Consider the following 24502-nt stretch of genomic DNA (forward strand, 5'->3'; position numbering starts at 1 on the left):
GTTTCACCTCTTTTTATAGTAGCTGCTTCTCTATGTACCCCGAATTTTTCCGATATAATCTTCCCTTATGCTCCAATTCGTTTGTATTCTTTTTCTCCCGGGTAAATAGAAATCAATTACTTTAAATATGGAGGAATACATAATGATGCCATTTGCTGAAAACGCACTGCAAAATGAACATGTCCTCGTGACCGGAAGCACCCGGGGGATCGGAAGAGAAACAGCTGTTAAGCTTGCCCGCATGGGTGCTGATGTAACAGTTACCGGCCGGAACAAAGACAAGCTTGAAGAAACTAAACAATTGATACTCGAAGCGAAACCGCAGGCTCGTGTATTTGTCTGCCCGGCAGACATCACAGATGCTTCAGCGCGCAGTGAGCTTGTAACAGCAGCGGAAGGGGCGCATGGACCGTTGAGCCTTCTCGTGAATTCGGCAGGCGTGCTGAAACGAAAATTTGTGGAAGAGCTCGAAGAGGCGGACCTCCAGGAAATGATGGAGGTAAACTATACGTCTACCGTGCTTTTAACTCAGCTTGTGTATAAGCGCATGCAGGCGCAGAAAAAGGGTGCGATCGTAAATGTTTCTTCCCTTTCTGGCCTGCGTGGTACCCCGGGAAATAGCGCTTATTCCGCTTCCAAGTTTGCGCTCACCGGTTTTACCCAGTCTCTTGCACTCGAAGCCATTGAACACGGCATCCGGGTGAATGCCGTCTGTCCTGGCTATGTGCAGACAGAAATGGTAGAGCAGCTCATGCAGATGAAGGCAGAAGAAAACGGCAGAAGTCTCGAGGAACAAATGCAGGTATCCGCCGAAAGCCTTCCGTCCGGGCGGATGACGCAGCCACAGGAAGTAGCCAACACCATTGCTTATCTGTTAACAGACGCTGCCTCCAATATCGTTGGAGAAGCCGTAAAAATCTCCGGCGGAAGCGTGGTGCACTAAACGTTTGTGGTTTTCAATTTTATAAACGAAAAACGCCTGCCCCCAAGCTTGGGGACAGGCGTTTATTATTTAATGCTCTGAATGATCCATTTCTTCTGAACCGCCGCCGGATCCGCCGCCGCTGTCCATATCCATGTCGTGCATGCCAAAGGACATGACCCAGATAGAACCTGCGATGACAACCGCTGCGATGAAAAATCCAAACAAGATATTTCCATACTGCGGCACTGGGTTTTTCTCAGCAATGTGCATGAACATAACGAGCTGAAGCACAGCCTGAATTACTGCAAGTATCATAATGATGGCAATAATCCATGGCACCGGGAGTCCGGACATCACAGTTGTGTAAGCCGCAACCAGCGTCAAAACAATAGAAGCAATAAAGCCAATAATGTGTTTGACGGGGATGCCCGACTCACTGTGTTCTGTATGTTCACTCATTTAAACCACCATCCCTATCAGGTAGACGGCTGTAAAGATGAAAATCCATACAACGTCCAAAAAGTGCCAGTACAGGCCAATCACGAATGTTTTTCTGGCTGTTGTCGGTGTCAGGCCAACTCGAACCAGCTGAATGATAATCAACAGACACCAGATGACACCAAGCGTTACGTGCAAGCCGTGTGTACCGGTAAGCGTAAAGAATGCTGACCAGAATGCGCTTGACTGGATCGTTGCGCCTTCATGTACGTAGTGTACAAACTCGTAAATTTCAAATCCAAGAAATCCAAGACCTAAGGCCAGCGTGATGCCAAGCCAGATAAGGAGGCCTTTTAAGGATTCCTTTCTCATCATATGAATCGCTATCCCACACGTAAAACTACTTGTTAAAAGCAGAAACGTCATGGCAAGCGCCATTGGCATTTCAAACAGTTCCGGAGCCGGAGTAGCATCGCCATAGCGGCCGAACAGAACGGCGTAAGTGGCGAAGAGCGTGGAGAAGAGTACCACCTCGGCTGCAAGAAAGATCCAGAAACCGAGAATGGTAAGCGTTCCTTCTTCTTTTCGGTACTCAAGAGGCCCGGTTTTTAATTCCGCGTGTTCACTCATTCTTTACGCCCCCTTGCCTGCTCCTCAGTACGTTTAATTTCTTCAATAGGGACGTGATACCCTTCATCATAGTCGAAGGAGCGGATAACCATGCATATAATAACCCCGATGAGTCCTGGGATTGCAAGCCAGAACCAATGCCAGACAAGTCCAAAGCTTGCTACAAACATGATAGCTGCCATAATGATCGGCATGCCTTTGTAGTTAGGCATATGGATAGGCTCAAGCTTCGATTCATCATAGGTAGTCGCGCCTGTTTCTTTCATATCCCAGTATGCTTCGTGAGTGTTCACATATGGAACAGTAGCGAAGTTGTAATGCGGCACTGGTGTTGTCGTCGCCCATTCGAGCGAACGGCCATCCCAGGCGTCGCCTGTTTTTTCCCGCGGCTCGTAGCGGGCGCTGAAATAAATGTTGTATACAAAGATGACGAACCCGCTCGCAAGGATAAAAGCACCTATGGTCGACAGCAGGTTAAGCGGCATCCATTCCGGTTCAATCGTATACGTCCGGCGCGGCATTCCCATAAGGCCAAGGAAATACTGCGGTAAGAAGGTAATATTGAAACCGATAACGGTCAACCAGAAGCTGACTTTCCCTATTTTTTCGTTCATCTTGTGACCAAACATTTTAGGGTACCAGTACGTAAGCCCTGCAAACATTCCAAACAACGTACCGGCAATCAATACCCCGTGGAAATGGGCGATCAGGAAATACGTGTTGTGATACTGGTAGTCCGCAGCGGCCATACCGAGCATTACCCCGGTAACACCGCCGATAGTAAAGTTCGGTATAAAGGCAAGCGCCCACAGCATCGGGACGTTAAATCTAATACGGCCTTTATACATTGTCCCAAGCCAGTTGAATATCTTAATCCCCGTAGGTACAGCAATCAGCATCGTCGTAATGGAGAAAAGAGAGTTTACCCCTGCTCCGGCCCCCATCGTAAAGAAGTGGTGGACCCAGACGATAAAGCTTAGCCCTGCAATAACACACATGGCGTATACCATCGCTTTATAACCAAACAGCTGCTTTCTGGCGAATGTCGAGATAACTTCAGAAAAGACCCCGAACGCCGGAAGGATAACGATATATACTTCCGGATGTCCCCACAGCCAGAAAAGGTTAGCCCACATCATCGGCATACCTTCACCGGCTAATGTAAAGAAGTGGGTGCCAAAAATACGGTCCAAAGTCATCAGAGCCAAGGCAATTGTTAAAATTGGAAAAGCAAAGATGATGATAATGGATGTTATCAATGCGGACCACGTGAATATAGGCATCTTCATCAGCGTCATGCCTGGCGCACGCATCCGCAGAATTGTAACAAGAAAGTTAATCCCTGTGGCAAGCGTACCGATACCAGACAGCTGCAGCGCTAATAAATAGTAGTTCTGATTTATCTCTGGACTGAGCTCGGGCCCGGCCATTGGTACATAGCTGGTCCACCCGGCGCTCGGAGAACCTCCAATAACAAAGGATACGTTAAACAGCAGCGCTCCAAAGAAAAATGTCCAAAAGCTTAGTGCGTTCAGAAAAGGAAATGCAACGTCCCGGGCGCCGATCTGTAAAGGAACCACGACGTTCATCAGTCCGATAATAAACGGCATTGCCATGAACAGGATCATAGTCGTACCGTGCGTAGTAAAAATTTCATTATAGTGCACGGAATTCAAAAAGTTCATTCCCGGGAGTGCAAGCTGCGTCCTCATCATTAAGGCATCGACACCGCCGCGGAAGAGCATAGCCAGGGCGGCGATAATATACATAATCCCGATTTTCTTATGGTCTACCGTTGTCAGGTATTCATTCCATAACCATTTCCACAATTTGAAATACGTTAGGACAAATACAATTCCCACCGTAACGAGGACAATGGAAGCCATTGCCCCGTAAATTAACGGCTCTCCGGTGACAAGAAAATCATTCCATATAAAATCCCACAAAGGATGTCACCTGCTTTCTGTTTTTATAAATAGCTTCAATTACTCTTGCTCCCAGGGACCGCCTTCGCCACCTTCAAGGTGAAGCTCTTCCCCAAGATTGCCACTGTAAAGATCAGTAATATAGCTTCTGCCTGAATTCATGCCAAAGTCTACGTACTCTAAATGCGTGCTGGAGTATTCCGCTTCCTGCGCAAGCCCCGGCTCAAGGTATTCATTAAACCGTTCCTCAGTTAACTCAGGAGCGTTATTTTGAATATCGCTTACCCACTGGTTAAACTCTTCTTCACTTTCAGAGGTAACCGTGAACGTATGCTCGGCAAATCCGGAGCCATTATAGTTTGCGTTGCGGCCTGCAAATTCGCCTTCTTCATCTGCCTGCAGATACAGTGTATTCTGCATACCAGCCATGTTATATTTCTGGCCGCCAAGCGCCGGTATCCACAGCGCAGTCATCGAATCAGCAGACGCCAGCTTAAATTCGATCGGGCGATTCTCCGGTATGTGTAAGTAGTTAACCGTTTCAATGTTTTGCTCCGGATAACTGAAATACCATTTCCAGTTGGATGTATCGGCATGGATTACCAGCGGCTCCTGGTCATTTGTCTCTTCCGGTGGTTTTTCCAGTGCATACAAAGAGGTCACTGTAGGAACTGAAAGAGCTGCTACAATAATAAATGGAATGACCGTCCAAATTATCTCAAGCGTGGTATTCCCGTGCTGGTGAGGGTCATAGTCCTTGTCTGTCCAGTTCGGGCGTTCCCTAAACCGAATAATCATGTAGAAAAATAGTACAAAAACAACAACGATAATGACAGACATCAATGTAATAGCAAAAATGATAAGTTCCTGCTGCGTTCTGGCCACAGGGCCTTTAGGGTCCAAAACTGTAATACCGCTGCAGCCGCTGGCGACAAGCAGCAAAGCAAACAACCCCGGTACCATAAATAGCCTTTTGAACCAGGAAACTAAATTTTTCAAGCGCTTCACGCTCCTTTCTTTTTATTACCGACTTCTGTGATGAATAACCCCTCTCTCCATCAGCCACGGTTCATCCCGTTCATATGCAGAGCGCACCATTATCGTAGCAAATTTTTATGCCTCTCGTCATTTTTTCTCTGGCAAAATTTCAAAATTGACGATTTTTAAACACAAATATGTCATAAAACGTTCACTTCTATGCGCCTGTTGCTTAGAACCTTTATCATCGTATCCTAACGCCTGCCAATTTTCAACCTGTGAAAGAGGGTTTTGGGACAAATCACTCAAGTTCCCAGAGCTTTTTTACGCCTTATTCTTCGGTTCCATATGAACCCGGGAACTTTCATTTTTTCCTGATTTATACTGAAGCAGGTAATTTGTATACTTTTCGTTCCAATGTCGATAGGAAAACGCTGCAAGCACAGCGGTCACTCCTGCAATCAGTGCTGTGAGCGGCCAAAACCACGGTGAAACTATTCCATCGGCGTATGCGAGTCCCGCACGTGAGAACAGCAGGAACAAGAAAGCCACCCCTCCAATAAGGACGCATGAGACACTTAAAGCATGCTTCCATGGCACCATCGATACCTTTGGGGCGTTCCGTCTTGCTGCCCCTTTCATTGGCCTGTACCAACCTAATAACATCATAATGCCTGCTTCTATCAGAAAGAGAACAAACGACACATAAATAAAATTAATCGGTATTTCTACGCCTGTAAACTGAGGCAGTCCCCATAGCGCAATGTAATAGGAAACCACGTGAAAAATAATGACAATTTTGGCGGCAAGCGGAGGCACCCGCCTGGTAAATACTCCGAATAAAACGATCGTTATAATTGGAATGTTAAAAAAACCAGTGAATTCCCGGATAATGGTCCACAGGCCTTCCGGAGCAAACATCAGCAAAGGAGCAATAAAAAAAGAAACAAGCGCGAGAACACTTCCAAACCATTTACTGACCGTAATCAGATGCTGGTCGGAAATTTTTTTTCGGGCGTTAGCTTTATAAACATCCAGTGCAAACATGGTAGAAGCACTGTTTAAAAGCGAATTAAAGCTTGATAACACCGCTCCCATTAAGACCGCGAGAAAAAATCCGCTCAAAAAGCCCGGCAGCAGATTATTAATCAATTCCGGATAAGCAAGGTCGATACTTCTCAGCCCATCTCCGTATAAATGATAGGCAATCACCCCGGGTACCATCATAAAAAGTGGTACAAGCATTTTGTAAAATCCTGAAAACAATACCCCCTTCTGCCCTTCCGCCAGGTTTTTCGCCCCGAGCGTCCGCTGAATAACATATTGATTCGTTGCCCAGTAGAATAAATTCATCATTATCATGCCAGAGAATACTGTACCAATAGGCACCGCATCCTCACTTGACCCTATAGCATTCAGCTTTTCGGGCTCAGTTACCGCCATCGTTTCCATTCCTTGCAGCAAATTCCCTCCCCCGAGTTCGATAAAGCCAAGAATTGGAACGATGAGCCCGACAATGAGCAGGCCGATGCCATTTAACGTATCAGACACTGCTACTGCACGCAGGCCGCCAAAAATGGCGTAAGCTGCGCCAATCAATCCCACGGTCCAGACCATCGCCCACACAGACTGCTCATACGTAATACCGAATAAATCGGGAATATTAAACAATTGCAGAACAGCGAGTGCCCCTGAATATAATACAGAAGGTATGGTTACGAAAACGTAGCCCAGCATGAATAATACGACTACATACCTGCGGACACCCTGGTCAAAACGCTCTCCCAGGAATTCAGGAAGAGTGCTGAATGCCCCGCTCAAATACCTTGGAAGAAGCAGCAGCGCTAAAATAATTACCGAGAAGGCTGCCGTTACTTCCCAGGCCATATTCGACATATTCGCCCCATACGCCTGGCCGTTTAAGCCGATCAGCTGCTCGGCCGACAAATTAGTAAGAAGAAGCGATCCCGCAATAAACCCGCCGGTCAGGCTCCTGCCTGCGAGAAAATAGCCGTCGGAATTGTTAATACGATTCCTTGTTTTCATATAAGAAATAAAAGCTACCAACAGCATAAAAAAGATACAGGAAATAAGCATAAATATATTTTCTGTCATCAGGACTGCCCCCCTTCCTCATGGTAAAACAGGCATACAAAAAGCTTATTTTTGCTTTCCCGCTTTTTCCATTCGTTAAGCCTGCGATGCAGCAGATATAAAAGAACGAGCCGTCAGGCCCGTTCTTTAACTGCTTCAAGCAGCAGCATATTTGAATTAATAAGCACCTTTCGTTCCCCCCGGTAGGTCGTAAACGACTGCGCTTCGCTCTCAAGCTTATGAACCGTCCAGTCTGCGTACTGCCGGGAAAGCTGTTGAATAATATCGCCTGTATCAAAATTCACTTCCATTTTTGCCGGAAGTTCTTCCTTTGTTTCGGTATCTGTTTCATGGATACCAGTGTTTATTAAGAACGCATGCACGCCGCCCTCAGCTGTGCCTTTCTGAAGTTTATCAATCAGCCTCCAAAAGGTTTTCTCATCAGGCACATGCTCAATGCTTGATACTGCGATGACGCCATCAAAATACGCTTCCTTTGGCATGTAGTCTTCTATTGCTTTTTTTACCGGTTTAATTTCTTTTTCCACACCGTACTCACTGGCATATTCCGTTAATTGGCTGATGGCTTCATCTAAGAAATCGACACATACTACTTCACAGCCTTGCTCCTGAAACTGCTTGGCGGCCGGTATGCTGTTACGGCCGATGCCGCAGCCGAGATCAAGCAGCCGCACGTCCTCTCCTTTTCGGATGCGTTCCAGGGCGCTGATAATGCGAGAAGCGGGTTTTTTCATCCAGGTGCCTTTTTCAAACAAATCATGCTGCTGGTAGTACCGGCGGTGATAATCTTTTTCCGAGGCCCTGATTTCCTCTAAACTTGGTTCTTTCATACAAGCACCTCTTTTATTATTAATTTCCCCTAAAGATCGCGCTGCTTTGTAGCTTCCCAGACCACATGCGGGAGCTCAGGGATGATCAGTTTCTCCATCGCAAGCTTTACGGCACCAGAGGAGCCTGGCATGGTAAACACCGGTTTATGATCAATAATACCTGCCTCAGCTCTTGATAAAATTGCGGAAGAGCCAATGTCTTCCACATAACTCAAATAGCGGAACAGCTCGCCAAATCCGACGATTGCTTTATCAAATCTGGGTGTCACAGTTTCAATCGTAATATCCCGGTCGGCAATTCCAGTACCGCCGTTAATCAGCACTGCTTCTGCCTCCGGGTGGGCGAGCGCTTCGTTCAAACGATTGGTGATCGACGCCTGTTCATCCGTGACAATAGAATAAAAGCACGCTTCGTGGCCGTGGGATTCGAGCAGCTCATGAATACGTCTGCCGCTTTTATCCGTTTCTTCCGTTCTCGTATCACTTACGGTAATGACAGCGCATTGGATCTTTTTCTCTGCCTGCTCTTTATGTTCTTCTGTCGCCATAAAAATTCCCTCCTTTATTTTTTCTTAAAAAAAGAAGCCCTTTTTCAGGCTTCCTCTTTTGTACTATTATCCCCCAATATAGGACATTTCAATCCGCTTACGGTTGCGCGCTGTTTCTTCGGTCCGCTCTTCCGAGTAACGGTCGGTCCGTCTCCCCCATATACCGGCAATACTATTAAATATCTTTTCATCTGAGTCCCCGGAACGGAGTTGATTTCGTAAATCATACCCTTCGGTGGCAAACAGGCACGTAAACAGCTTGCCGTCCGCAGAGATTCTGGCCCGTGTGCACGTAGAGCAGAATGACTCCGTGACAGACGAAATCACGCCGACTTCGCCGCTGCCGTCCCTGTAACGGTAACGGTCAGCCACTTCACCGTAATAGCCCGGATCCACGGGCTCAATCGGAAACGTCTGGTGAATCGTGTCGATAATATCCTTTTTCGTTACCACTGAGCTGAAGTTCCAGCCGTTAGTGCTCCCCACGTCCATAAACTCGATAAAGCGCAGATTGACCCCGCGCTGTTTAAAATACATCGCCATGGGAAGAATCTGCTCTTCATTCATCCCTTTTTTAACTACGGTATTCACCTTTACAGTTAGACCTGCTTTTTTTGCTGCTTCAATGCCTTTTAGTACTGGCTTCGACCCGGTTTTTCTGCCATTAATGCTTGCGAATACTTCATCATCGAGTGCATCGAGGCTGATGTTCACCCGCTGCAGCCCGGCTGCTTTTAATTTTTCAGCCTGGGCTGGCAGCATCACGCCGTTTGTGGTAAGGGCGATATCTTTAATGCCTTCAATTTCTGTCAGGCGGCGGATCAGCTCCGGCATGTTTTTGCGAAGCAGCGGTTCTCCGCCGGTTAATCGGAGCTTCTCGACGCCAAGCCCGGCGAACAGACGAGAAACCCGGACGATTTCATCAAAGGAGAGCCTCTCGTCCTGGCCCATAAATTCAAAATCCGGGCCGAAAATTTCAGCCGGCATGCAGTAGGTGCACCGGAAATTGCATTGATCTATAACGGAAATACGCAGGTCACGAAGGGGACGGTTTAACTGGTCAGTTACATTGCTCATGGTATTCCCCCTCTCTATTTTACCTTTCTATTTAACTCTTCGAGCTGCCAGGCGGTATTAATATTTTCAAATGCTTCAGGGCGCCAGTACATCTGATTAACATCTATTACTTTTTCCTTACCGCTGAATACCTTCTTCATGCGATAATCTCCGGATTCGAGCTGGGCTTCTGCCTTCGAAAGCAGATCCGCGTGGAACCATCCGCATGCGGGCGCGATTCTTCCCGCAGCCTCCGGGATAACCGCCTCCGTCTCCGGAGAAATATAAGAAGCCAGAAAACGGATTTCCGCTCTGGTAATAAGCGGCATATCCACCGGAAGCATAAAGACCCATTCTTCCTCTGTATAAGAAAGCCCGGTAAAAAGTCCGGCGAGCGGTCCTTTTTCCTGATGAGGAGGAAGATCTTCTCTCACCTTCACCTGCTCTCCCGCTTCTATTCTCCCCGCAAACGACGGATGTGAAATAATCCAGATGGTCTTCACTTCGGATTGAAGAGCCTGGACGGCCCGTTCATAAAAGTAGCTTTCTTTCCAGACAGCAAAGGCCTTCGGAGAACCAAACCGCTCCGACATGCCTCCAGTAAGAATGATTCCATCTGCCACGGCATTACCCTCCGCTGACCGGCGGGATCAGAGCTACAGTATCCCCCTGGCTCACCGGCGTGCTTTCTTCGGCAAACTCTTCGTTTACCGCAGTCATAATGCCGCTTACATCTGCATCATATGCTGATTTCAAATGCTCAAGCACATCCTTTACGGTCGCTATGCCTCCGCTGTTAATGGCAAGCCTCTCGCCGCCAAAAATATCTTTCATGTGGGCAAAGCATAACACATTAATCATTTGTTTCCACCTCCTGGGGCCCCGTCCGGGTACCGCGTTTGTTCAAGCTGGTCTCCGACCCACTGTTCACCGTCTTCCCAGTGTTCCTTTTTCCAGATTGGCACAATCTGTTTGATGCGCTCAATAATATATTCATTCGCTTCATAGGCGTCTTTCCGGTGCGGCGTTGAAACAGCAATAATGACTGCCGCATCCGATATCTGTAGTTCACCGGTGCGATGGCCCACGGCTGATTCAGCATCCGGCCAGCGCTCCTTCACTTCCCGGCCGATGGCCTCAAGCTGCTTTTCCGCCATCGAATGATAAGCTTCGTATTCCAGGTAAACGGTGCGCCGGCCTTTAGTAAATTCCCGGACCGTGCCGATAAACTGCACAACAGCTCCTGCTTCCGGACGCGTGACCTCAGCAGCAAGCTCTTCCACAGACAACGGTTCTGATGTCACGAAAAATCGTTTTTCCATAGTATACTCCTCATATATTGTTCAAACCATGCATCTGCTTTCTCAGTGTCCTGAAAATGATTCACTTCTTCTCCAGGGCCAAACGCTGTTTGAATGTTATCAAGATCCTCAAGGGTGGCTTTATCATTTGTGCTTCGAAGCAGAAATACTTTTGGGTGCGGTGCTTTTTTGTATCCTTCTATAAGAATAACATCAAGGGGGAGCTGTTGATAAATATTCAGCAGCGTGGAAAGCTCCGGAGCCTCTAAATCTGCCAGGAACTGAAAGACCCCGGCGCCTTCAACGCCCGAAACCATAGCTCCTGCCTCCTTCAGCTCCATGCTGTCGACTCCCTCCGGCTGGAGCGGTTCGTGCTGATGGCCGTGATGCTTTAACACGCCCACTCTCCAGCCGTTGGCCCTGGCAAGCGCCGTCCAGCGTTTAAGCAGGGTCGTTTTTCCGCTTTCTTTGAACCCTATTACCTGCAGCACAGGAATTGTCATGACAGCGGCTCTTTCTGGCCTTCGTTATCTTCAAGCAGCATAACGTCGACCACGTCCCCCTGCTGATACCCGCGGCTTCCTCCAGGGAGAACAATGCACGCGTTCGCACCAGCCAGGGAGGTTACTGCACTCGATTTATTGAACCCGCCCGGCTCTGCATATAAACGGTCACCTTCCGCACGGCAGCTTCCGCGCACAAACCGGGTGAACGGATTCGGCTTGGAGAAATCTGCTGCAAGCTCTGCCTTCACCATCGTATGATGTGGACGCTCAGAATGCATCATTGCCTGAATAACTGGCCGCACAAACAACTCAAAGCCCATGTAGCAGGCGGAAGGGTTCCCCGAGAGACCGAACAGCAGCGTACCTCCCCAACTGGCGACGGTCGTTACGCTGCCGGGACGCATCGCTACTTTATTAAAGAACACCTCCGCTCCGAGACGTTCGTAAACATCCGGCAGCAGATCGTAGTCCCCGACCGATACTCCTCCGGTCGTAATAACCATGTCTGTCTCCTTTGCCGCCTGGCGTACCGCTTCGTAGCAGGGTTCAAGTTCGTCTTTCAGCTTACCGTAGTATACAGGCTCTGCCCCCGCCCGCTGCAGCTGGGCAATCATCATATAGGCATTGCTGTTCCGTATTTTTCCCGGCTCCAGTTCATCAGAGACATCGAGCAGCTCGGTGCCTGTCGCAAATACGCCAACGACAGGTCTTTTAGCCACTTTCACCGTAGCGTAGCCAAAGGTAGCAAGCAGAGCTGTTACGCCCGGGTCGATCCAAGTTCCTGCCGGCACGAGCTCGCTCCCTGCCTTCGTATCTTCACCTTCAAAGGAAATGTTTTGATTCTTTTCAAACTCGCGCTTAATCGTCATGAGCGGATACGTACCATCATGATCCTCCTGGGCAAGCTCAAGCATCACGACAGCGTCGCACTGCTCCGGGATTTTTGCCCCGGTCATTATACGTACTGCCTGAAAAGGTTCCAGGTCTTTTTCTGACACAAAACCAGCGCCGATTTCCTCCACTACCTGAAAAGTTACCGGCTGCTCCCGGGAAGCCCCCGTGGAGTCAACCGAACGGATCGCAAACCCGTCATACGGAGAACGGTCAAAGGGTGGAACCGGATGAGCGGCCGTGATTGTCTCTGCCAGGCGGCGGCCGTAGGAATTATGGATCGATACTTCCTCCACCTCCCCTTTTCCGATATTCTCCATCACTCGTTCGATTGCTTCTTTCACGGGGACAGGCGTACGTTTTTCAACCATATCGATGCTCCTTTACTGTATGTGAATGTATGTATCCATGCTATAATCGGTCAATACTATATCCAGGAGGGACATGCCCATGTCAGAATTCACGCACTTTAACGAGCAGGGCCGCGCCAGGATGGTAGACGTCTCCGATAAACCGGTGACGAGCAGAAGCGCCCTGGCAGGCTCAAGCATACGAGTTCCCGAAGACGTTTACCTGGCGGTTACGCAGGGCGATATTAAAAAAGGCGATGTGCTCGCCGTCGCCCAAATTGCAGGAATTACCGGTGCCAAACAGACATCTACCCTAATCCCCATGTGCCATCCGCTTCCTTTGAGTAACGTAGACATCAGCTTTTACTGGAAAACAGAAGAAGCGTACGAGCTTTTTATCGAAGCCTTTGTTAAGACGAAGGGAAGCACGGGCGTGGAAATGGAAGCATTAACCGCAGCCTCTGCCGCTGCATTGACCGTCTACGATATGTGTAAAGCCCTTGATAAAGGGATGGTTATCGGACCGACATATCTGTTGGAAAAAACCGGTGGAAAAAGCGGTGATTACTACCGCGAAACACATGATTAGTACTTAATCTTCCCTGTTCAGAAGGTATGTTAAACCGAGCAGCAGAAAGGAAATAAATATACTGATGCCGACGTATGTGTACGCAAGGTTCATTTGGTTCGACTCAATGGCCACGTATATGGCTGTCGGCATCGTTTGCGTAACGCCGGGGATATTCCCCGCAAACATCAGGGTGGCCCCAAATTCTCCCAGAGCTCTTGTAAAACTGAGCACAAACCCTGTCATAAGGGCCCGGCCGGCGAGAGGGAGAGCAATATTTGTAAACACCCGCCACTCTCCTGCCCCCTCAACTCTTGCAGCGGCTTCAATATTGGGGTCAATTGAACCATAGCCGGTTTTTGCCGACTGAAACATCAAAGGAAACGCAACGACCGCTGCGGCCACAACGGCCGCCACCGGGGTGAAGATAATCGAATTCTGAAACACTTTCTCATATACGCTGCCGATCCAGCTGTTTGTACCAAAAGCAATAATAAGCAAAAAACCGGTAACCGACGGCGGCAGTACAAGCGGAAGCATCAGGCACGTTTCCGCTGCCAGCTTTCCCCGAAAATTCCTGACCGCAAAAATTCTTCCAAGGACCGCGCCGGCAATAAAAACAAGGACAGCTGCAACACTTGCTGTCAAAAGGGATAACTGTATTGGAAACCAAAACATCAGGCACGCACGCTCCTTTTATTCCGGATCTGAAAAACCGTACGAGCGCAAAATGTCCTGAGCTTCGCTGCTTTGCAGGTATTCCATAAACTCCCGGCTTTCTTTTTCATTACCGTTTCCCGCTACGGCCCCGCCGTAATAATGAATAGCAGAATACAGGGATGGGTCAAGCTCTTCAAGAACCTGCACGTCAGCCCCGCGGGCATCCGAGGCATACACAAAGCCCAGCGCTGCATTGTTTCTTTCCACGAGCGTCAGCGCGTGACGTACGTCTTTGGCAAAAACCACCCGTTCCTGCACCCGCTTCCATTCCTGCATGGAGGTAAGTGCTTCCTGTGCGTACCTTCCAGCGGGCGCCGCTTCTGGCGTGGCCACTGCTATGCGTCCGCTTCCCTCCAGCACCTCCTGCAATTCTTCTGCCTTACTATCTCTGGGCACCACTGCCACCAGCGTATTTTCCGCGAAGACAGGATCCTCTGTTTCCACCATTTTGTTTTCTTCTTCAAGATCGTTATAGTGCGCGGCGGAGGCTGACAAAAAAATGTCTGCCGGGCTGCCGCGCTCAATCTGCTGCTTCAGCGTGCCGGATCCTCCGTAGTTAAAGGCAAGCGAGATATCGGGATGCTCATTCGCAAAGCTCTTCTGAACCTCTGTAAGGGCGTCCTGAAGACTAGCTGCTGCTGAAACAGTCAGCTCGGCCTGCTCTTCATTTTGTTCTGCCTGCGGATCGCCGCTGCAGCCTTGAAGAAGAAAAATCCCGGCCCCTGCTGCCACGAAAGGTTTCCAGTTCATATTGTGCCTCATCTCCCGTCGATGGATTTTCTCAGTCTATCCGAGCAGCTGGGCGTACCACCGCTTGGCTTCCTGCACGTCGCTCGTGCCGTGAATGAGTGCCCGGCCGTCCTGGAATAAAACAATGCGCCGCGTTTCGGTCTGTACTGACAAAAGATAAGGATTTTTACGCACGCTCCAGTTCCGGCTTTCCCAATCTCGCTCCAACCGCTCAAAGTTCAGCTGTTTGCTTTCTCCCGGCCGAATCTGTACCGTGTCTCTGCCGCACAGTACACTCGTTTTATTTGAATGCTCATATGTTAATGCCGGGTACGTCGCTTTTTCACCGCATGAGTCGCATCCCAGGTCTTTACTGCTCTGCAGTCCAATGGAAAACTGATGCTGGTTCCAAAGATCAAAATAATCCAGGGTTACCGGGAGGCTTTCTCCGTCCCCGACCAGTATTTTCAAAGCTGCGGCCGTCTGCTTTGCCGCTACTGACTGTACCGCCGGCGCGATCACTCCTACTGTATCGCACGTCTGCCCCTGTGAAGGGATTTTCTTCCATACACAGCGAAAGCAGGGGCGCTCTCCCGGTAGAAACGGGTGGACCATGCCAATGCTTCCAACGCACGCTCCGTAAATCCAGGGCTTACCGTATTTTCTCGCCGCATCGTTAATGAGCAGCCGTGTATCAAAATTATCCGTACCGTCAATGATAAGGTCTGTCTCTGCCGCTTTTGCTTCCATCCAGGTGAAATCCACATCCACCACTTCCCCGTGCACATGAATCCCGGAGTTAATCTCACGTAGCCGTTTTTCTGCCGCTGCCGCTTTAGGCATCTGCGCTGCGGCATCCTTTTCCGTGTACAGCTGCTGGCGCTGCAGGTTGCTGCGCTCTACATAATCACGGTCTGCAACCGTCACCGTCCCTACTCCGGCGCGAACAAGCATCTCCGCTGCCGAAGCGCCGAGCGCCCCGGCGCCCACAATCGTCACAGAGCTTTCGCTTATTTTTTTCTGGCCCATTTCACCTATTGGGGAAAACAGCTGCTGCCTTGAATAGCGCTCGTCCATGCTTTTTCTCCTTTACTTTAATTATTTATAGCTGCTTCAGTTTTTCTGCGCTGCATATGGATACGTGTACGGGAATAGGTAAACAGGGTAAGTCCTGCCCAAACGATTAAAAACGCCGTAAACTGCTGGAAGGAAAAAGGCTCCCTAAATAAAAAAACACCCAGTATCAGCATAATCGTCGGCGCAATATACTGTAGAAATCCAAGCAGGGAGTAGCTGATTTTTCGTGCCCCCGAGGCAAACAGCAGTAATGGAATAGCTGTGGCGGCGCCGGCCCCGAAGAGCAGCGTCCATGTGCCTGAATCATAGGCCGAAGCTGTTTCGCCTGAAAAAAACATTAAAAAAATCAGTGCCAACGGGGCTGCCAGAAATGATTCCAGAGTTAAGCCTGCCCATGCGCCAAGTGCCACAGTTTTTTTTATAATACCATAACACCCAAATGATAACGCCAGAATAATTGAGGCCCATGGAAACTGTCCGTAAGAAATGGTAAGTACAAACACCCCAATAAACGCCAGAAGTACAGCGGCTATTTCTATGCGGGCGAGTCTTTCTTTTAAAAACACCGTGGCCAGGGCAACGTTCACAAGGGGATTGATGTAATAGCCCAGGCTTGCCTGGATCACATGATCTCCATTCACCGCAAAGATAAAGGTAAACCAGTTAATGGTAATCAATAAAGCGGCTCCTGTAATAGACACTGTCGTTTTCACCGAGTAAAATGAACGGCTGATTTCCTTCCATACTCCTTTAGCACGCCCGACCAACACGATAAGTACAGCCATAAATAAAAAAGACCAAATAATCCGGTGGGCGAGTACATCGATCGCCGGAACATCGTTAAAAAGCTTCCAGTAAAGCGGAAGAAAACCCCAAAGTACATAAGCCGCCACTCCTGCTAAAATGCCTGTCTGCTGCTCTCTCATCTAAATCTCCGTCCTCTCTTCACCTATTATAGCGGACAACGGTGCCCCTCTGGCAAACAGGAACGGTTGAAGCCGTTAAAAATTTTTTCCTATAAAAAACAGCTTCGAGGATGTCGAAGCTGTCAGCTGTCATTTTTACGCTCTCTATTTTTCCATAATATGATTGTAAACGCGGTAACGATAGCTAAACCGAGAGTCCCCATAAACACCATTCCCGGAATATTCGGCCCTGCTTCTTCTGCTTCAGCCGCAGCCTGTGTTTCAGCTTCAGAAAGGGAGCTTTCTCCCGTTCGTGCTTCTAATTCCTGCTGCCTTTCTTCGAAAGGTTTATTGCTGTTCAAACTGAAATTCGTAGCTCCCTGTACAGTTTCCCCATCTTCGCCAGTAACACTGTAATTTAATACATAGTTACCATTTTCCAATACAGTTTCTACATTTGAAATTACAGTAAGGCCGTCATCACTAATTTCGGGATCCGACATTTCAATCTCGTCCCCAGTTTCTACAAGCAGATATACATCTTCCACACGGTCAATTTCTGTATCGAAAGTAAGCTCGAGGCGTTCGGGCACTTCTAAAACAGAATCTCCATCTTCAGGGCTTGAGGATTCCAGCGTAGGTGCTGCAAACGCTTGGTAAGGTGAAGTAATGAAAAATAAAACCGCGAGAAGGCCGAAAAATCTATATTTCATAGGACTTCTCCTTTCAATAAATAAATCACTCTATTCTTTATATCATGATATAAAGCCAAATTCGAACGATATCATTTACGTTTTTGTGTCATTTTCATATTTCCTGGGAAATTTTCGCTTTCCTGTCTTTTACTCTATACAAAAAACCCGGACGCAGGGCTTGCATCCGGGGAAGTACTTACTATTCAGCCTTGTTCTAAACGACGGATACGGTCTTCAAGCGGCGGGTGCGACGAAAAGAGCATCGCAGCAGCCGACGGCTTGTTGTTAATTTTCAGCGTCTGCATGGAGGACTGCTCTGTATCCACCCGGTCCACGTAATTTTGCAGGGAACGAAGAGCGTGAGCCATTTTGTCTCTTCCTGCAAGGTCCGCCCCGCCTCGGTCGGCGTGGTACTCACGGTACCGGGAGTAGGCGGCGACGACTATGCTTCCGAGAATCGAAAAAAGAATTTGAAATACGATAATCGCCAGAAAGTGAATAATCGGCCGCATATTTTCATTTACAAACCTTGATACCGCAAAGGCTACGACACGCGCCAGGAACACAACGAATGTATTCACAATTCCCTGCAGAAGGGTCATGGTAATCATATCCCCGTTTGCAACGTGGGCTACCTCGTGGGCAATAACGCCTTCGACGGCGTCATCATCCATCGATTGAAGCAGGCCGGTGGACACGGATACAAGCGACCGTTTTTTAGTCGGCCCTGTGGCAAATGCGTTTACTTCAGCGGATTGATAAATTCCTACCTCCGGCATATGAGTGAGCCCTGCCCGCCGGCAGAGACGGTGGACCTTCTCCACTACCATTTTTTCAGCCTGGCTTCCCGGATTGTCCGGGTCAATCACTTTGACATTCATTGCTTTTTTCGCAATGAATCTCGACATTGCTAGTGAAATAAATGAACCAGCAAAGCCGATAACGGCGCTGATAATTAACAGCGGCACCAGATTCAACGTACCGGCGCCGTAGTTATAAGCACCCAGGTTAACACCAAACAAACTCAGTATTGAGAACACAATGACAATCGTTAACAATACCATCATGTTTGTTAATAAAAACAGCATGATTCTTTTACCCATGGCTTTCTCTCCTTTTTAACGGTTCGTTTTCTTCTATACAATTGTTTATACGCAAAAGTCGCAAGAATGGTTTCATCCTTCTTAATAATATCACACATCAAAATTTACACGAAAAGAAAGATTTCTTGTTTACGAGTTTTTCTTAACAGGTATAAATATAGAGAGCATGTTTTCATTCAGAAAAATTAACACAATTGGAATTTTGACGAAGGAGGACACCATTTATGGCACGAAACGTAACCCAGAAATTAATTGAAGAACACCTCGTGTCCGGGGATATGACTCCGGGCGAAGAGATTGGAATGAAGATCGACCAGACACTCACCCAGGACGCTACAGGCACAATGGTGATGCTTGAGCTTGAAGCCATGGGGGTGGAGAGAGCTCAAACAGAAGCTTCCGCCCAATACGTAGACCACAATATTATTCAGGAAGACAATAAAAACCCGGATGATCACCTGTTTCTTCAGACAGCAGCAAAACGCTTTGGCATGTATTTTAGCCGCCCGGGTAACGGCGTAAGCCACCCGGTGCATATGCAGCGCCTGGCACGCCCCGGCCGCACGCTTCTCGGATCGGACTCACATACCTGTGCCAACGGCTGTATGGGGATGCTTGCCATGGGGGCAGGCGGTATCGAAGTAACCATGGCTATAGCCGGAGAACCATTCTTTGTAAAAATGCCCCAGGTATGGGGAGTAAAGCTTACCGGCAAACTCCCGGACTGGGTCAGCGCCAAGGATGTTATTCTTGAGCTTCTCCGCCGCCATGACGTAAAAGCCGGTGCCAACAAAGTTATTGAATACTACGGCCCCGGCCTGGAAGACTTGAGCGCCATGGATCGCCACGTTATTGCAAACATGGGAGCGGAACTCGGAGCCACCGCCAGCGTATTTCCTTCGGACGAAGAAGTGAAGCGTTTTATGGCCAGCCAGGACCGCGAGGACGAATGGCAGGAGCTGAAAGCTGACCGCGGCGCCCAATACGACATCGATGAAGAAATCGATTTGTCCTCTCTCGAGCCTCTGATTGCCAAGCCATCGAGCCCGGGCAACGTTGTCCCTGTCCGTGAAATTGCCGGTGAGCCAATTTTTCAGGCATATATCGGTTCGTCCGCCAATCCGGGCTACCGGGACTTTGCGATTGCTTCTGAAATCGTGAAAGGAAAAAACGTGCATGAAAATGTCAGCTTTGATATTAACCCATCTTCACGGCAGATGCTGACAGACCTCGTTTCCAACGGCCACATTGCCAATCTCCTGAGCGCCGGCGGCCGGCTTCACCAGGCAGGCTGTAACGGCTGTATCGGGATGGGACAGGCACCCGCCACCCATAAAAACAGCCTGCGGACGACCCCGCGGAACTTCCCGGGACGCTCCGGCACAAAAGAAGACCGTGTTTTCCTTTGCAGTCCTGAAATTGCTGCGGCTTCTGCGCTGTATGGTGAAATCACCGATCCGCGGACGCTCGATATGGATTATCCAAAAGTTGGCGAACCAGACGAACCAACGGTCGATTTCCGTTTGCTTCAGGAGCCGATTCCTTATGAAGAGGCTAAAAATATAAAAATTGAAAAAGGGCCGAACATTGCTACCCTTCCGGAAATGGAAGAACTGCCGGACCGCATTGAAGTGCCGGTACTCCTGAAGCTCGGCGATAACTTCTCCACAGACGAGATTCTTGCCGGCGGTGCCCGCGTGCTTCCATACCGCAGTAACCTTCCGGAAATCAGCAAGTTCTCGTTTGAAATTACGGATGAAGATTATTACAACCGGGCCATGGAAATTAAAGACGATACTGGGCACGCCATTATCGGCGGATCCAACTACGGCCAGGGGTCAAGCCGTGAGCACGCAGCGCTCGCACCTCGCTACCTTGGCCTGCGTGTTGCGCTCGTCCAGGACTTCGCCCGTATTCACTGGCAGAACCTGGTGAACTTCGGCGTGCTTCCGATTACATTTGAGGATACCGAAGACTATATGAAAATCGACGTCGGTGATACTATTGTACTTGAGAACCTGCGTGAAAATATCCAAAACCACAATACGTTCGAAGCTGCTATCAAGAATAAAAATGAAACCATCACAGTGCGCCATGAAATGTCGAGGCGTCAAATTGATATGATGCTTCGCGGCGGCTTGATTAACTGGGTACGCGCAAGACAATAAAAATTCCGGCGGAGCAGACGCTTCTTTTTGAGGAGCGCTGCTCCTTTAGTTTGACGATTAAGGGAGGCCTTCATCGATGGAAAATACAGTAGAGAACCCACGCACTATCGTACTTACCGGGGCCACAAACGGTATTGGCAGAATCACAGCGGAAAAACTGGCGGCTGAAGGGCATACCTTATTGCTGGTGGGACGCAAAGAATGGAAATGTGAGGAACTGATTGCCGAATTGGAGCAAAAAACCGGAAACACGGACCTCCATTTTTATCAAACGGACCTCTCCCTTCTCCAGGAAATAGAAATACTCGCCAAAGATATCGCACGGGATTACGGACGGATTGATGCTCTGATTAACAACGCCGGCGCCGTATACTCTTCCCGCGTCTGGACCGAGGAGCATTTGGAGCGCACCTTTGCCCTGAATTACCTCGGGGTATTTTACCTTACGGAGCTTCTTCTTCCACTTCTGCGTAAGAGCTCTGATGGACGGGTAGTGAATGTGTCCTCTGCTGCGCATGCCTTATCCAAAATGAACTTTCAAAACCTGCAGGGCGAGCAAAAGTATAATGGCCTAAAGCAATACGGGCTTGCAAAGCTTTCCTTGCTGCTGTACACGTATGACTTGGCCCAAAGACTCCGCCAAGAAAATATTAAAGTGAACGCGCTCCATCCCGGCAACATTTCCACCGGGTTTGGCCTGAACAATAAAAACGCCTTTTACCGGGGACTAAACAAATTTACTAGTAAGTTCGGTGACTCCCCGGAAGAAGGAGCCGATCTGGAGGTATCGCTTGCTTCAGGCGCACGCGGCTCCCAGGTAACCGGCAAATATTTTACGAAAAAAGGGATCACCAGTTCATCGAGTGACTCCTACTCTACAACCAATCAAAGAAAACTACGGGAAATTAGCGAAGAGCTTGTGTATCATTACACCGGACGAGAGATTCAAAAAGAAGCTTAAATATAAATCTGCCTGACCGAATGCCTTAACGGGCATTCTTTTTTTGTTTTTCTGCGATCCTGTGTTGTTTTGCCCCGTTTTGAAGCGGGTATTTAACTCTCATGTGCATATATGTGTGCACCATTTTATTTACCTGAGGAGGAATGAAGTATCGTACAAACAAAGGAATCTGCCACTAGAGCTGATTTCACGGCACGTTTTACCGCTTTGCGGAAGCAGACGATGAAGCTGACCGCACCGTTGTATACGGAAGATTTTATGATTCAGGCCCACCCCGACGTAAGCCCTGCAAAATGGCATCTAGCTCATACGACCTGGTTTTTTGAGCAGTTCATTCTTAAGCCATATGATGACAATTATGAAGAGTTTTCGAAATTCTCTAACGGCTTATATAATTCTTATTATGAAACGCAGGGAAAGCCATTTCCGAAGCAGTACCGCGGACTGATTTCCCGGCCGACCACCGAAGACACCATGGAATACCGGCGTCATGTAGAAGAAGCCATGGAACATTTTCTCAAAGAAGGCCCCTGGAATGAAGAGATCGCTGAATTAATGGAAACCGGCCTGCAGCACGAGCAGCAGCACCAGGAACTGTTAGTAACCGACACAAAATTCAACTTTTCAATGAATCCACTTAACCCTGCCTACCTGGAAAATGAATCTTTTGAAGAACAGGGAGAAACATCCAAGCTTGAATGGCACGCCTATGAAGACAAGCTGACGACTATCGGGACAGATAACCTGCATTTTTCTTTTGATAATGAACGCCCGGAGCATAAATTTTACCTGCACGCCTTCTCTATCGCCTCAAGGCCGGTGACCAACGAAGAATATATTCGTTTTATTGAAGACGGCGGCTACGAAGACCCTGAGCTGTGGCTTTCCGAAGGCTGGGGCATTGTCCAGGAGCAGGACTGGAAAGCACCACTTTACTGGCAGAAGCAGGGCGGTATCTGGTTTTACTTTACGATGAATGGCCTGAAAGAAGTGCGCCTTCATGAACCTATTGCCCATATAAGCTATTACGAAGCAGATGCCTATGCCCGCTGGGCCGGAGCCCGCCTTCCTACGGAACAGGAATGGGAATATGCTTTTCGCGGCGCCGAAGCAGACGGTACGTTTCTAGAGTCTGAAAGCTATCACCCAAGACCCCTTCAGTCGTCTCCCAATGCGTACGGGGACGTATGGGAGTGGACACGCAGTCCTTATTCCCCGTATCCGGGCAACCGTCCGCCGGAGGGTGCCATGGGAGAATACAATGCCAAATTTATGAGTAACCAGATGGTGCTGCGCGGCGGTTCATGCGCGACACCGAAGTCGCACATCCGCTCCACCTACCGTAATTTTTTCCCTCCGGAAAAACGGTGGCAGTTCAGCGGACTCCGGCTTGCCAAGGACGGGGTGCAGAAATAGCCATGGCTGATTATACTGTATTGGATTTAAAGCCTTCGCTGTCCTCCCTGGCTGAAGACGTCCGCACCGGACTGGCTGCTGAACCGAAAAGCATCCCCCCCCAAACATTTCTACGATGAACGAGGGAGCATGCTGTTTAATGAAATTACCCGGCTGCCGGAATATTACGTCAGCCGGACCGAAGCATCTGTTTTGTCCGACTATGGGAAAGAAATTGCTGAAAGTATTGGAGCTTCCTCCCTAATTGAGCTTGGAAGCGGAAGCTTTGATAAAATCCGTTGCCTGCTTCCTTTCCTTTCGGAGTCCGTGAGCTATACCCCCGTCGACATTTCGATTAGTGCCCTGCATGATACCGCAGCCCGTGTGAAAGAGGCCGTGCCTGCCATGCAGGTCTCCGGCGTATGTGCAGACTATACAAAAACAATTTCTTTTTTAAACAGCAGCAGAGAACAGCCTGCAGCTGTCTTTTTTCTCGGCTCTACGATTGGAAACCTGGATCCGAAGGAAGCTTCGGAATTTTTAAAGAAGCTCGCTTCCCATATGAAGCCGGAGGACAGCCTTGTGGTCGGGGTCGATTTGAAGAAGGACCCGGTGGTGCTGCACCGGGCGTACAACGACAGTGCAGGCATTACTGCTTCCTTTAACAAAAATCTGCTCCACCGCCTGAACCGCGAGCTTGACGCTGGTATTACCACCGGTCATTTTGAACATGAAGCTTTTTACAATGAACGGCTCGGACGGATCGAAATGCATTTGCGCGCTGAAAAGCCTTCCCTGTTCTCGATTGGCGGGGAAACATTTACGATGCGTGCCGGCGAGACTATCCATACAGAAAACAGCCGGAAATTCACTCCGGAGGAATTCACGCACCTGGCCCGCCAGTCCTCCTGGGAAACCAATGACTGGTGGACCGATGAAAACGAATGGTTTGGCGTATTTACGCTTTCCCCTCGACCATAAGTATAAAAGCCCCCGGCAGACCGGGGGCTTTTTCATGTCTGCGGCCAGCCTTCCAGCCGGTACGCCATGTCCCAGAATAAATACTCAAACCGGGTGGTCGTTAAGAATATATTTTCAATCTTTCTTTTTTCTGCCTCGGGTTTGTTTTCTGCCGTGCGGTCGAGCATGCTGATGCCCCAGTCCGCGAGCTGCTGAAATTCGTCATCGCTGTACATCTGTACCCATTCACCGTACAGTTCATGCTCCAATGCTCCCGGCCACGTACTGAGCTTTCTTCCAATTTCTGCGTAGCTCCACATACACGGAAGCACAGCCGCAAGCAGCTCAGCCAGGCCGCCATTTTGTCCTTCGTGCAGCATATACCTTGTATATGCAAGGGTTGTCGGGGCCGGCTCTGCCTGTTCAAGCTCCTGTTCAGTGATCCCGAACTTTTTTGCGTACTGGCGGTGCAGGCTCATTTCCTCATTCATGGTCACATCCATCACCTTCGCAAAAGCTCCCATTGTTTCAACGTCTTCGGCTTTAACAGCGCCAACCGCAAACAATTTCGCATATTGCACGAGATAAAGATAATCCTGAACCATGAAATAGCGAAATTTTTCCTTATCAAGGGTCCCCTGGCCAAGCTCTTCCACAAATGGATGTGTGTGATTCTGCTGCCATACCGGAAGCAGCTTTTCCTTTAAATCGTGAGTGAATGACATTAA

26 protein-coding genes are annotated in these 24502 nt (G+C 48.8%); 6 read left to right on the plus strand and 20 right to left on the minus strand.

The features are described 5' to 3' along the window. Positions 1-142: 142 nt before the first annotated feature. On the plus strand, positions 143-943 hold the full coding sequence (locus tag ACTTK6_RS00265) for an SDR family NAD(P)-dependent oxidoreductase (protein ID WP_462832300.1): 801 nt from the start codon (positions 143-145) through the stop codon (positions 941-943). Between the two features lie 69 nt (positions 944-1012). On the opposite strand, the gene qoxD is transcribed toward ACTTK6_RS00265, so the two are convergent. The 13 genes from qoxD to ACTTK6_RS00330 form a co-directional block, all read right to left on the minus strand. Further along, positions 1013-1384, minus strand: a complete 372-nt coding sequence (qoxD, locus tag ACTTK6_RS00270; protein WP_462832301.1) for a cytochrome aa3 quinol oxidase subunit IV — start codon at positions 1382-1384, stop codon at positions 1013-1015. Then, complete coding sequence (gene qoxC, locus ACTTK6_RS00275; RefSeq protein ID WP_462832302.1) at positions 1385-1993, minus strand: cytochrome aa3 quinol oxidase subunit III; 609 nt, start codon at positions 1991-1993, stop codon at positions 1385-1387. It abuts the gene before it with no gap. Beyond that, a complete protein-coding gene (gene qoxB / locus ACTTK6_RS00280) occupies positions 1990-3939 on the minus strand; it encodes a cytochrome aa3 quinol oxidase subunit I (RefSeq protein WP_462832303.1) in 1950 nt (649 codons plus the stop codon). Before qoxB ends, qoxC begins: the two co-directional genes overlap by 4 nt. Before the next feature lie 39 nt (positions 3940-3978). Next, on the minus strand, positions 3979-4917 hold the full coding sequence (qoxA, locus tag ACTTK6_RS00285; protein ID WP_462832304.1) for a cytochrome aa3 quinol oxidase subunit II: 939 nt from the start codon (positions 4915-4917) through the stop codon (positions 3979-3981). Positions 4918-5220: 303 nt separating this feature from the next. Beyond that, positions 5221-7011, minus strand: coding sequence for a solute:sodium symporter family transporter (locus tag ACTTK6_RS00290; RefSeq protein ID WP_462832305.1), 1791 nt, complete (start codon positions 7009-7011; stop codon positions 5221-5223). Positions 7012-7124: 113 nt separating this feature from the next. Further along, on the minus strand, positions 7125-7841 hold the full coding sequence (locus ACTTK6_RS00295) for a class I SAM-dependent methyltransferase (RefSeq protein WP_462832306.1): 717 nt from the start codon (positions 7839-7841) through the stop codon (positions 7125-7127). Positions 7842-7870: 29 nt separating this feature from the next. Further along, on the minus strand, positions 7871-8389 hold the full coding sequence (locus tag ACTTK6_RS00300; RefSeq protein ID WP_079474928.1) for a MogA/MoaB family molybdenum cofactor biosynthesis protein: 519 nt from the start codon (positions 8387-8389) through the stop codon (positions 7871-7873). A gap of 66 nt (positions 8390-8455) precedes the next feature. Beyond that, on the minus strand, positions 8456-9466 hold the full coding sequence (gene moaA, locus ACTTK6_RS00305; protein ID WP_079474927.1) for a GTP 3',8-cyclase MoaA: 1011 nt from the start codon (positions 9464-9466) through the stop codon (positions 8456-8458). Between the two features lie 14 nt (positions 9467-9480). Then, the gene (locus ACTTK6_RS00310; RefSeq protein WP_462832307.1) at positions 9481-10068 is read right to left on the minus strand and encodes a molybdenum cofactor guanylyltransferase; all 588 of its coding nucleotides are present in this window, start codon (positions 10066-10068) and stop codon (positions 9481-9483) included. Positions 10069-10072: 4 nt separating this feature from the next. After that, complete coding sequence (locus ACTTK6_RS00315) at positions 10073-10306, minus strand: MoaD/ThiS family protein (RefSeq protein WP_079474925.1); 234 nt, start codon at positions 10304-10306, stop codon at positions 10073-10075. Then, positions 10303-10767: a molybdenum cofactor biosynthesis protein MoaE gene (locus ACTTK6_RS00320; RefSeq protein ID WP_079474924.1), complete on the minus strand. Its 465-nt coding sequence runs from the start codon at positions 10765-10767 to the stop codon at positions 10303-10305. Before ACTTK6_RS00320 ends, ACTTK6_RS00315 begins: the two co-directional genes overlap by 4 nt. Next, a complete protein-coding gene (mobB, locus tag ACTTK6_RS00325; protein ID WP_094907533.1) occupies positions 10746-11249 on the minus strand; it encodes a molybdopterin-guanine dinucleotide biosynthesis protein B in 504 nt (167 codons plus the stop codon). Before mobB ends, ACTTK6_RS00320 begins: the two co-directional genes overlap by 22 nt. Next, positions 11246-12514: a molybdopterin molybdotransferase MoeA gene (locus tag ACTTK6_RS00330; protein WP_079474922.1), complete on the minus strand. Its 1269-nt coding sequence runs from the start codon at positions 12512-12514 to the stop codon at positions 11246-11248. Before ACTTK6_RS00330 ends, mobB begins: the two co-directional genes overlap by 4 nt. A gap of 79 nt (positions 12515-12593) precedes the next feature. Here ACTTK6_RS00330 and moaC point away from each other — a divergent pair, with 79 nt between their 5' ends. Next, positions 12594-13082 carry a cyclic pyranopterin monophosphate synthase MoaC gene (moaC, locus tag ACTTK6_RS00335; RefSeq protein ID WP_079474921.1) on the plus strand — a complete coding sequence of 163 codons (489 nt, stop codon included), beginning with the start codon at positions 12594-12596 and terminating at the stop codon, positions 13080-13082. A 3-nt stretch (positions 13083-13085) separates the two neighbouring features. Here moaC and modB read toward each other — a convergent pair whose 3' ends face one another. The 6 genes from modB to htpX form a co-directional block, all read right to left on the minus strand. Beyond that, positions 13086-13739: a molybdate ABC transporter permease subunit gene (gene modB / locus ACTTK6_RS00340; protein WP_094907534.1), complete on the minus strand. Its 654-nt coding sequence runs from the start codon at positions 13737-13739 to the stop codon at positions 13086-13088. Between the two features lie 18 nt (positions 13740-13757). Next, positions 13758-14531: a molybdate ABC transporter substrate-binding protein gene (modA, locus tag ACTTK6_RS00345; protein WP_158219016.1), complete on the minus strand. Its 774-nt coding sequence runs from the start codon at positions 14529-14531 to the stop codon at positions 13758-13760. Positions 14532-14567: 36 nt separating this feature from the next. Then, complete coding sequence (locus ACTTK6_RS00350) at positions 14568-15587, minus strand: ThiF family adenylyltransferase (RefSeq protein ID WP_094907536.1); 1020 nt, start codon at positions 15585-15587, stop codon at positions 14568-14570. Between the two features lie 17 nt (positions 15588-15604). Beyond that, a complete protein-coding gene (rarD, locus tag ACTTK6_RS00355) occupies positions 15605-16513 on the minus strand; it encodes an EamA family transporter RarD (RefSeq protein WP_094907537.1) in 909 nt (302 codons plus the stop codon). 122 nt (positions 16514-16635) lie between these two features. Next, on the minus strand, positions 16636-17205 hold the full coding sequence (locus ACTTK6_RS00360) for a copper resistance CopC family protein (RefSeq protein ID WP_462832308.1): 570 nt from the start codon (positions 17203-17205) through the stop codon (positions 16636-16638). Between the two features lie 185 nt (positions 17206-17390). Next, complete coding sequence (htpX, locus tag ACTTK6_RS00365) at positions 17391-18290, minus strand: protease HtpX (protein ID WP_462832309.1); 900 nt, start codon at positions 18288-18290, stop codon at positions 17391-17393. A 224-nt stretch (positions 18291-18514) separates the two neighbouring features. Between htpX and ACTTK6_RS00370 the strand changes: the two genes are divergently transcribed. From ACTTK6_RS00370 to egtD, 4 genes are all read left to right on the plus strand, one after another. Beyond that, complete coding sequence (locus ACTTK6_RS00370; protein WP_079474914.1) at positions 18515-20458, plus strand: aconitate hydratase; 1944 nt, start codon at positions 18515-18517, stop codon at positions 20456-20458. A gap of 76 nt (positions 20459-20534) precedes the next feature. Next, positions 20535-21419, plus strand: a complete 885-nt coding sequence (locus tag ACTTK6_RS00375; protein WP_094907540.1) for an SDR family NAD(P)-dependent oxidoreductase — start codon at positions 20535-20537, stop codon at positions 21417-21419. A 150-nt stretch (positions 21420-21569) separates the two neighbouring features. Beyond that, complete coding sequence (gene egtB, locus ACTTK6_RS00380) at positions 21570-22835, plus strand: ergothioneine biosynthesis protein EgtB (protein WP_462832479.1); 1266 nt, start codon at positions 21570-21572, stop codon at positions 22833-22835. 78 nt (positions 22836-22913) lie between these two features. Then, on the plus strand, positions 22914-23795 hold the full coding sequence (gene egtD, locus ACTTK6_RS00385; protein ID WP_462832480.1) for an L-histidine N(alpha)-methyltransferase: 882 nt from the start codon (positions 22914-22916) through the stop codon (positions 23793-23795). A 32-nt stretch (positions 23796-23827) separates the two neighbouring features. On the opposite strand, the gene tenA is transcribed toward egtD, so the two are convergent. After that, positions 23828-24499 carry a thiaminase II gene (gene tenA, locus ACTTK6_RS00390; RefSeq protein ID WP_079474910.1) on the minus strand — a complete coding sequence of 224 codons (672 nt, stop codon included), beginning with the start codon at positions 24497-24499 and terminating at the stop codon, positions 23828-23830. Between the last annotated feature and the right edge of the window lie 3 nt (positions 24500-24502).

Source organism: Marinococcus salis (assembly GCF_054971365.1).